General features: G+C 45.5%; 3 protein-coding genes. All 3 read left to right on the top strand.

The window, feature by feature from the left end; all coding sequences use genetic code 11:
- Positions 1–65: 65 nt before the first annotated feature.
- Positions 66–506, top strand: a complete 441-nt coding sequence (locus JCM14108_RS15720) for a hypothetical protein (protein WP_035181557.1) — start codon at positions 66–68, stop codon at positions 504–506.
- Positions 503–1,336 (top strand): DnaB-like helicase C-terminal domain-containing protein, encoded by an 834-nt coding sequence (locus JCM14108_RS13860; RefSeq protein ID WP_051996243.1) that lies wholly within the window; start codon positions 503–505, stop codon positions 1,334–1,336. The genes JCM14108_RS15720 and JCM14108_RS13860 overlap by 4 nt, the downstream gene beginning before the upstream one ends.
- Positions 1,317–1,546, top strand: a 230-nt coding sequence (locus JCM14108_RS13855) for a hypothetical protein (RefSeq protein WP_035181555.1), incomplete at its 3' end; no start/stop codon positions are given. The genes JCM14108_RS13860 and JCM14108_RS13855, both read left to right, overlap by 20 nt.

Genomic DNA, 1,546 nt, shown 5'->3' with positions numbered 1-1,546 from the left:
GATATCACGCTTGAAGACGTTGAACGGCAGGTTTATCCTGAAAGATTCCGAAAGGAGGATGTCTTTTGAATCCACAAAATAAAATGCCGGATATCGAGAAAAAGGCCATTCACATCATGGTTGAGCACCCGGAAATTGTTTTAAACACGGAGATCGACGAAAAATGGTTCAGTAACAACCAACTGCGTACTTTAGCCAGCTTTATCAACCTGTGGAACGCTCAATACACCAATGCGGATGAGATTCAAGCCCAGTTCAGTGAAACGCCCTTTGGCAAGCGGATGAACTGTGAAGCCTTGTTTTCCCTGATTGAAAACGTCCCCGATGCCTATGATTATTCGGCCGTGTTTAAAACGCTGCGGGCCAACTACTACAAGCGTAATCTGCAGGATTCAGCGGCCAACATCGTCAAAGATCCGTGTGATTTTACGGTGAACCATTTGCTGGGCGTGTATCAAGAAGCAACCAGACTGACAATAACGCCGCGCTGGACAAGCAGAAAGTGACCGATGAGCTGTTGCGAGATTTGGAACAGCCGGTGAAGAACTGGATTAAGACTTTTCCTAAATTTGATCGTTTGCTTGGCGGTGGGTTGGGGTCAGATCAACTTTTGATCATTGGTGCTCGGCCATCAGTCGGTAAAACTTCGTTTGCATTAAACCTAGCGTTGAATGCCATGTTGGACAACCAAAATTTAACGGTGGAGCTGTTTTCATTGGAGATGAGTGCTAAGCAAAATTTACGACGGCTTAATTCGATGGTATCACAAATCCCGTTAAACAACTGGAAGAATCCCGCCGTACGCATGAATGATCGCCAGAAGGAAAAGGCCAGGGCAACGATTCAAACCATTGCCGGCTTAAACTTTCTGTGCAATGACAGCATTACCAACATTGAGCAGATTGCCCATGTGATTCAGCAGCATGCTACTAGTTACGGAGCGACCAACTATTTGCCGATTGTTGACCATATTCAGTTAGTTGAGTCGGATGATTTTAAGTTGGACCCACGACATGCCTTAGAAAAGGTGTCTCGGCGATTAAAACAGTTAACGCAAGAACTGCATATCCCACTGATTGCATTGAGTCAACTTAATCGAGCGGTTGATGCCCGGCAAAGCAAAGAACCGTATTTAAGCGATCTACGCGAAACTGGTTCGATTGAACAGGATGCCAACATTGTGGCGTTTCTGTGGTGTGATGAAGACGGCTCGCCAGTTTTGAATTGTTCGGTTAAAAAGAATCGTGACGGTGAATTGGGAACCGTCAAACTTTATTTTGAACGCGATACGCAACGAATGGTAGAGGTGAAGAATAGTGACCACCAAACAGCTTGATGCTCAGGAGCTAGAGAAGATTTTTCATGAACAGCAATATCATGTTACTGCAGCCGTAAAGGTCTATTTGGATATTGCCCGCCAGTGCACGCGACGAATTCAAGAGTTTCAAGATAAACCAGGTTACGAAAGCCAGCTTACTCAAGCAACCGTTCGAAAAGAGCAGGCCATGCATCGAGCCCTGGAAGATGCCGCTATCGAAAAAGAGCA

The organism is Lentilactobacillus farraginis DSM 18382 = JCM 14108 (assembly GCF_000583655.1).
Taxonomy (GTDB): domain Bacteria; phylum Bacillota; class Bacilli; order Lactobacillales; family Lactobacillaceae; genus Lentilactobacillus; species Lentilactobacillus farraginis.
This window is presented reverse-complemented; position numbering and strand designations above follow the sequence as displayed.